Here is a 6,579-nt window from a genome sequence, read left to right on the forward strand (position 1 = left end):
TGTCCTCATTTCAGTAAAAGTGCAAGGTTTTGTTTAACATCCTATAAAAACCCTTGCATCTATTATATCAATCATTAGTTGTAAAAGGCAGCAGAATAAGCATAGTTTATTATTCAGTAGACATTATGTAATTTCATGTATTAAGATGATTTAGAAAACCGACAGTACGCCATACATTAAGAAAAACTCAATAAGAGCTCCTACTATCGCCAAGCTAGATTTTTCTAAGTTCATTCTCTTCCTGTTTTGTGTTTTCGGATCATTTCTTACTTCTCTATTGTCCATATAATCTAAGATTTTTTTATAGGTTTTTAGATTTTCTTTATCTTGGATCTTTTGAAGTTTAATAGCAGCATTGACCATGATTACTATAAAAGTAACTGGCAAAATCAAAGAAAAATCGCCCCAGTATTTAAATAAGGATGCAGTAATGAGGGTTAAAACAAATGATCCTATAATAACCAACATTAATTGATTCATCTTAGCAATAGTTACTTCTCTTTTCATCTTATCGTCATCTCCTTTAATCAATTCGTCTAAGGAGATATTAAAATAATTGCTTAAAAGTAACAGACTTTGTAGATTTGGATAACTTTTAGGTGTATACTTAATTTAGATAAAGTAACTTTAAAAGTTACTTTTTAAAGAAGGTGAATAATTTTGAGTGAATTTACGATTGCAGTACATGGGTTGGTCTATTTAGGTCATAACAATTCAATTTTTACCAGTGAAGCATTAGCTGAGAACATTTGTACGAATCCAGTTCGTGTTCGCAGAGTTCTGGCAAAATGCCGAAAAAAAGGATTAGTTCAAACAAAAAAAGGTGTGCATGGCGGATACTTTCTAACCGATAATTTAGAAGCTATCACTTTAAAAAATGTTTATGAGGCGATAAAGATCCCAATTATCCAAAATACTTGGCATTCAGGTTATATCAATGAACAATGTATGATTTCGTCTGGTATGTCAGAAGCTATGGATGATCTTTATGATGAGCTGAATAAAGATGCAGTAGCAAAACTAGCAACTATTACATTAAAAGATATGGAAGTAAAATTATATGCAATACAAAATGAGAGGGGCACTAAAATATGAATGAGTACACTACAGACGTAGCCATTATTGGATTTGGTAAAGCAGGAAAAACATTAGCAGGTGCTTTAGCTAAAAAAGGAAAAACCGTCACTGTGATTGAAAAATCAGCTAAAATGTATGGTGGAACTTGTATTAATGTGGGATGCTTACCGACTAAATCGTTGACACATAGTGCAAAAATTATTGATCAATTATCAGAATTTGGCATTGAGCGAAATCCTGAGATTAACAACCAGTTTTTCAAACAAGCCATGGACTATAAAACTGAATTAGTAACCAAATTAAATAAAAAAAACTACCATAAAATTGCTGATTTAGATAACGTAACAGTCTTAGACGGTTTTGCTCACTTCAAAGATGACCATACTTTGTTAGTGGATACAGATACAGAAACGCTACAAGTTACGGCTGCTAATATCATTATTGGAACTGGATCTACGGCTGTTATTCCAGATTTTGAAAACAAGCAAAACAGTCCACACATCCACACAAGTGAAGAAATTTTAGAGCTAACAAATCTGCCAAAAAAACTAGGTATTATCGGAGCTGGTCCAATTGGATTAGAATTCGCTTCTTATTTTGCTGAATTTGGTTCTGAAGTAACCGTTTATCAATTCAATGACTCATTATTGCCACGTGAAGATAAGGATGACGCAGCAGCTATTTTGGAAAGATTAGAAGAATTAGGGGTAACTATTGAATTTAACGCTCAAGCTAAACGTGTTCAAGATACGGATAATGGTGTACGTTTAACATTTGAACAAAACGGCGAAGAAAAATCTGCTGAATTAAATGAAATTTTAGTTGCTACTGGCCGTATTCCTAACACAAATAAATTAGATATTGAAAAGGCTGGCGTGGCGCTCGGCGCTCGTGGAGAAATCAAGGTAAACAAGCACTTGCAATCTTCTGTTGAACACATTTGGGCAGTGGGCGACGTTAAAGGTGGACCACAATTCACTTATATTTCTTTGGATGACTACCGTATTGTTTTGCCTCAATTGCTAGGAGAAGAATCCAACTATAATTTAGAAACGCGTCGTGTTTATCCTACAGCAACATTTGTGGATCCAACATTTGCACGGGTAGGCTTTAATGAAAAAGAAGCAACTGAAGCTGGTAAAAATTATAAAGTTGCTAAGATGCCCGTTGCTGCTGTTCCTAAAGCTCAAGTATTGCGTGAAACAAGCGGCTTTTTGAAAATATTAGTTGATCCAGAGACTGACCTTATATTAGGCGCAAGCTTCTTCAGCTACGAAGCTCACGAAATGATCAACTTAATTGCATTAGCAATTAATGAAAATATTTCATATAAGAGTTTACGAGACGGTATTTATACTCACCCTACAATGAGTGAATCCATGAATGATTTACTTGAAATGATTTAACTTAAATTTAACCACAAAAGAGGCTGGGACAAAATAAAATGGACCTTATAGAGATCTATTTTTCAGAGTCCACTCTATAGGAGTCATTTTACACTATTCACCTCCTATTCATTATTACTTATAACAGATAAGAGGTGAATATCATGCCCTCACTAGACGTTTATGTACCAATTAATAACTCTATTTTAGTACTTGTTGAAGAAATAAAAGAGTGTCTATAAAATCGTATAAACTAATTTATATAAGAGATTCCGGAAAACATCGTGTGCGATATAAAAATAAATTCTATCAAATATAGAACTTACCCAAATCTTTAAGCCCATCATAGCGTAAGTTTCATATCTAAAAAGAGAAGATTGGATTTATTGAGTAAATTAATCATGCAAATATAACATTACCGTTACTATATCGCCACCGCTTTTCCCTATCGCGTCTCTAATTTCCTTATTGATTGAGATGATCTTATCTTCATCTTTCCTTGGAGCCAAATAAATGTTTTTCACTTCAAAATCGTCAATTGTACCAGATACTTTTAAATGTCCCCATCTCCCTTTATTATCAGCTGTTCCTGGTGGTCTAAGGTGATAAGTCCATGATCCAAATCCCTCTTTGTAATGTAATTTGAGTTTCTGATTGTCAATTATTTTTATCATTTAAATAGCCTCATTTCTCATTCACTTTATCTATAGTTATGATACATGAAACTATCTAATTTCATGTGTTAAAAAAATGTAAGGAACTTGATATCAATAAAAATTATCATACAAATGTAATACCAATATTATATACTAGTTTATAATAACTCATTCAGAAGTGGAGCTATGAGTGAAAAAATAAAATAAGAAAGACAGCCTTAAAATTGCTAACCAAAGATAAATAATTTCATGTTAGTTTATCGAAATAAAAATAGGAGGAGATTTTTTGAATAAATTATTAGGATTTACTATGTCCGTATTTTTTTTACTTGGATTAACAGCTTGTAGCCAATCGCCAGAAGAAAAAATATTGGGGAAATGGGAATTAAATGATGGTCGTGATGAATTAAACTATTGGGAAATAACGGAAGACGAAATAATTATAACATCAGAGTCCGGTAAACATTTATCAACTCAGGGATACATAATAACTGAATTAGAAGATACAGAAAACGAAAAATTTAGAATTGAGTTCAATGAATTAGCAAATGAAAGTATGGGGAGTTTTGAGGGTCTTGCGGATCTTTTTGACGTTTCTATTGAAGGTTATTTTAAAAATGAAAATTCAATAATTGGAACTTCATTAATGAATTCTTCGTCAATTGGGGATTTTGAACTTAATAGAGTAAAGGAAGGTGAGGCTGAAGAGATAACTTCAAAGAATGAGACTAGTTCTTCAGATGAAAAAATAAAATTATATTCTATGAGTAACCTTGAGTATTCAATTCCTGAAAATTGGACCGAAGAAATATCTGATGAAAACTTGAAATATTATTATCCTGAAGAAGCAATGCTATTGGTTTCTTATATATATTTAGATGATACTCTTTCCAATGATGAAACAAGAGAGAATTTTATAGAAGGCGTTGCTTCAGAATCTGAATCATACGATTTAATTGCTGAGTCAGAAATAACTGTAGCAGGTACAATAGCATATCAGTACGATTTTAACAGTATAATGACTGACCAGGAGTTTGAAAATTCTTTAGTTATTTTCGATCATTATGATGGAATAATGGCCTTTCAGATGTCAACTTTAGTACATTCAGATAAAGATTATAGCAATGCTTTTGAAAGCATACTGAGTTCAATAGATTTTACAGATGAGTAATGAAATTGAATTTTTTAAAACTAGAAAGAAAAAATAGTGGTTTTAACCTTGCAGAGACTGTACTTTACTAATTTTTTTTTGGAAAAATAAACCTTGATAAGTTAAAGCTCACGATACACGATTATAAGCAATTTCATGTATTGAAAGAAGTCTAGGTAACACTTTTCACCTCTTATTCGTTATTACTTATAACAGACAGGAGGTGAATATCATGCCATTAGTAGATGTTTATGTGCCAATTAATAACTCTATTTTAGTACTTGTCGAAGAAATGAAAGAGTGTCTAGAAACAAAATTTCTAATTCAGGCTACTCAACAAGAAATTATCGAAAATGCAATTGTTGCCCTAAAAACTCAACTAAATTAACTTTATATAAAGAAAAGAGGAACACTTCAACATAAGTGATCCTCTTTTCTTTATTTTTTCTACCACTAAATTTTAAAAAAGGAGCAAAAAGACTTTAAAAAGTTTTTTAAAAGACTTATAATAGATCTAAGTAAAGGAGAGGATTTATATGGCCATGAAAATATTAGATATTCCAACATCTTCTATTTCCGAAGTAAAAAGGTCTCCTATGGAGGTCTTTCAAAAAGCTGATAAGGAAGCTGCTGGGGTTTATGTCTTTAATCGAGAAAAAGTAGCTGGAGTTATGTTGACACAAAAACAATATGAAACATTAAATAAAGAAGTTGACGGTTTATATGATCAAATTGCTGATTTAATAGCTGAAAAAAGATTACTGAATGAAAAAGTAGCTACTTTTTCTGATAGTGAAGTCCGTGGATCAATAGCAACTGAAGAACCTACTATCGACGAAGAAGATGGGTGGGAGTAAGATTTGTACCAAATTGAATGGACAGAATACTCAAAAGATGATTATGATAAGCTTGACGGAAGCCAAAAGGTTTTTGTCGATAAAGCTCTTAATCGTATTAAATTACGTGGTATGGACGCGGGTCAACCGTTACATGGCGCTTTAGCTCAGTGTAATAAAATGAAAAATAAAAAAATGGGACTTCGCGTTATTTTTAGAGAAGTGCATGGTAAATTTGAAGTGATTCAAGTTGTTGTTATTGGAAAAAGAGATAAAGAAACCGTCTATAAAATCGCTGAAAATCGTATAAATTAACTAAACAAGAGCTCTAACACTATAATGAAAAGTGTTAGAGCTCTTGTTTTACAATATATGACTTTATCTAATTTCATGTATTAGTATAAATAATATTAGGGAGATGATAGTAACTATAATAAAATATTTTATATAGTATTTGTTAGAATTGTTTCTGGATGTAGCACTAATATATCAGAGGAAACTTCATTACTTAATATGATTAAAGAAAAAAGTACGTTGCCGATTACTGATGAAAAACCGCCTCAAGAAATATTTGAGGAATTAGAGCTTAAATAACTGGAATATTTGGACGTCCAATTTCACAAAAAACTTTTCCAATATAAGATATTTCCAAATAAGATTCTTGCCGAGCATATTCTCTGCCAACAACAACTGTGTAGGGCATCTTATTAATAAATCCCAGCCCTGCTAATCGTTCAATACGGTATAACTCTTGGGATGCGGTGTCTTTAATTTGACCGTTGTAAATTTTTAGAAGCATTTCCGTATCTGACAAATAGGATCGGCTCAAAGTATCTGTTAACTCTTGGAATTCCGTATAACTTAATTGTTCATTAATATAAGCCACTACAAACTTTGCTAAGATAGTTGACTTTTCAATATCTATCGTCGATTCTAAAATCAACATAATCCGTTCAACTTCTTTTTGAGATTTTTTATCACCATTTTTTATACGCTCAACAAACTTTTCTTTTTTTTCATTTATTATAGTTCCATTGTTTAATTCATGCATGAATTGTAAAGTTTGACGAATAAGATTACGATTTTTAAGCATAATCCCAGTCTTACCTATCGCCATAATTGCATTAACTATTGGTATGCCTTTAATGATTTCAGATTCAAAAAGGGTATCAAATGAAGCTTCAATCATGTCAACGCTCACATCTTTTGTACTATCATTAAAAATCGTTTCTGAAAAACTTTTCACTAGCTTATTATCTGTCTCCATAGACTACCTCCTGATAAAATAAGTAAAAAAATTTAAAATGATCTGTTACTTTTAGTATAGCAAAGATAAAATAGGCTTTGTTTAATTAATGTCTACTGAATAATAAACTATGCTTATTCTGCTGCCTTTTACAACTAATGATTGATATAATAGATGCAAGGGTTTTTATAGGATGTTAAACAAAACCTTGCACTTTTACTGAAATGAG

Annotated in this window: 9 protein-coding genes; 6 read left to right on the forward strand and 3 right to left on the reverse strand. The window is 31.6% G+C overall.

From position 1 onward, the window contains the following. Nucleotides 1-150: 150 nt before the first annotated feature. On the reverse strand, nucleotides 151-507 hold the full coding sequence (locus ACEN4L_RS13130) for a hypothetical protein (protein WP_021150714.1): 357 nt from the start codon (nucleotides 505-507) through the stop codon (nucleotides 151-153). A 153-nt stretch (nucleotides 508-660) separates the two neighbouring features. On the opposite strand from ACEN4L_RS13130, the gene ACEN4L_RS13135 reads away from it, so the two are divergent. Together ACEN4L_RS13135 and ACEN4L_RS13140 are read left to right on the forward strand one after the other, a co-directional pair. Continuing rightward, nucleotides 661-1,095, forward strand: a complete 435-nt coding sequence (locus tag ACEN4L_RS13135; RefSeq protein WP_005237713.1) for an Rrf2 family transcriptional regulator — start codon at nucleotides 661-663, stop codon at nucleotides 1,093-1,095. Then, a complete protein-coding gene (locus tag ACEN4L_RS13140) occupies nucleotides 1,092-2,483 on the forward strand; it encodes an NAD(P)/FAD-dependent oxidoreductase (RefSeq protein WP_005237714.1) in 1,392 nt (463 codons plus the stop codon). Before ACEN4L_RS13135 ends, ACEN4L_RS13140 begins: the two co-directional genes overlap by 4 nt. A gap of 374 nt (nucleotides 2,484-2,857) precedes the next feature. Here the strand turns inward: ACEN4L_RS13140 and ACEN4L_RS13145 are convergent, their stop codons facing one another. Next, on the reverse strand, nucleotides 2,858-3,136 hold the full coding sequence (locus ACEN4L_RS13145; RefSeq protein WP_407097695.1) for a DUF1905 domain-containing protein: 279 nt from the start codon (nucleotides 3,134-3,136) through the stop codon (nucleotides 2,858-2,860). 268 nt (nucleotides 3,137-3,404) lie between these two features. Here ACEN4L_RS13145 and ACEN4L_RS13150 point away from each other — a divergent pair, with 268 nt between their 5' ends. The 4 genes from ACEN4L_RS13150 to ACEN4L_RS13165 all read left to right on the forward strand — a co-directional run bounded on the left by ACEN4L_RS13150 (nucleotide 3,405) and on the right by ACEN4L_RS13165 (nucleotide 5,419). Beyond that, entirely contained in the window at nucleotides 3,405-4,289 is an 885-nt protein-coding gene (locus ACEN4L_RS13150; protein ID WP_407097696.1) for a hypothetical protein, read from the forward strand. Between the two features lie 211 nt (nucleotides 4,290-4,500). Next, nucleotides 4,501-4,656: a hypothetical protein gene (locus ACEN4L_RS13155; protein ID WP_407097697.1), complete on the forward strand. Its 156-nt coding sequence runs from the start codon at nucleotides 4,501-4,503 to the stop codon at nucleotides 4,654-4,656. A 148-nt stretch (nucleotides 4,657-4,804) separates the two neighbouring features. After that, nucleotides 4,805-5,125: a type II toxin-antitoxin system Phd/YefM family antitoxin gene (locus ACEN4L_RS13160; protein WP_407097698.1), complete on the forward strand. Its 321-nt coding sequence runs from the start codon at nucleotides 4,805-4,807 to the stop codon at nucleotides 5,123-5,125. A 3-nt stretch (nucleotides 5,126-5,128) separates the two neighbouring features. Further along, entirely contained in the window at nucleotides 5,129-5,419 is a 291-nt protein-coding gene (locus tag ACEN4L_RS13165; RefSeq protein ID WP_407097699.1) for a type II toxin-antitoxin system RelE family toxin, read from the forward strand. Nucleotides 5,420-5,690: 271 nt separating this feature from the next. Here the strand turns inward: ACEN4L_RS13165 and ACEN4L_RS13170 are convergent, their stop codons facing one another. Then, nucleotides 5,691-6,371: a hypothetical protein gene (locus tag ACEN4L_RS13170; RefSeq protein WP_407097700.1), complete on the reverse strand. Its 681-nt coding sequence runs from the start codon at nucleotides 6,369-6,371 to the stop codon at nucleotides 5,691-5,693. Nucleotides 6,372-6,579 lie beyond the last annotated feature (208 nt).

Origin of the sequence: Desemzia sp. FAM 23988 (assembly GCF_045528365.1) — a bacterium.
In the GTDB taxonomy this organism is placed as follows: Bacteria; Bacillota; Bacilli; order Lactobacillales; family Carnobacteriaceae; genus Desemzia.

Excerpts from the sequence above, each read along its gene's own strand:
- ACEN4L_RS13130 (WP_021150714.1), bottom strand. The coding sequence starts at position 507 with ATGAAAAGAGAAGTAACTATTGCTAAGATGAATCAATTAATGTTGGTT.
- ACEN4L_RS13140 (WP_005237714.1), top strand. The coding sequence starts at position 1,092 with ATGAATGAGTACACTACAGACGTAGCCATTATTGGATTTGGTAAAGCA.
- ACEN4L_RS13145 (WP_407097695.1), bottom strand. The coding sequence starts at position 3,136 with ATGATAAAAATAATTGACAATCAGAAACTCAAATTACATTACAAAGAG.
- ACEN4L_RS13155 (WP_407097697.1), top strand. The coding sequence starts at position 4,501 with ATGCCATTAGTAGATGTTTATGTGCCAATTAATAACTCTATTTTAGTA.
- ACEN4L_RS13160 (WP_407097698.1), top strand. The coding sequence starts at position 4,805 with ATGGCCATGAAAATATTAGATATTCCAACATCTTCTATTTCCGAAGTA.
- ACEN4L_RS13170 (WP_407097700.1), bottom strand. The coding sequence starts at position 6,371 with ATGGAGACAGATAATAAGCTAGTGAAAAGTTTTTCAGAAACGATTTTT.